Origin of the sequence: Vibrio sp. 10N.222.55.C6, assembly GCF_041473395.1 — a bacterium.
Taxonomy (GTDB): Bacteria; Pseudomonadota; Gammaproteobacteria; order Enterobacterales; family Vibrionaceae; genus Vibrio; species Vibrio crassostreae_C.
Window position 1 is genome coordinate 1 of sequence record NZ_JBFRSD010001165.1, and the last position, 321, is coordinate 321.

A 321-nucleotide genomic window follows, 5' to 3' on the forward strand; every position below is an offset into this window, starting at 1 on the left:
GAGATAAGATCCTCGTCTTTTAGCAAGTTGACACCACGAATCAAGCTCTGCGATCATTAAGTCAAAAGTACGTTCACCCCATAAGGCTTGCAGCTGCTCTTTGAGCATATAGATCGCACAAAGAGTCTTATTACTTTCAAGTAAATCATCCAGCTTATCTGACTGCTTATCACTTAAATTCGGTGCATTTTTGAGGAGTAAAAATAGCGTCCCCTTAAGAATTTTTTTTCGTCATGCGTTCCTTTCCTAAACGCTTTATTACGCTCTATCCTTATCAGAAGAGAGTAGTTCTGCATAACGTGAAACCGGTCAAAAACGATG

1 pseudogene is annotated in these 321 nt (G+C 39.6%); it reads right to left on the bottom strand.

From position 1 onward, the window contains the following. A pseudogene (locus tag AB4486_RS28010) lies at nucleotides 1–321 on the bottom strand (transposase); the annotation flags it as partial.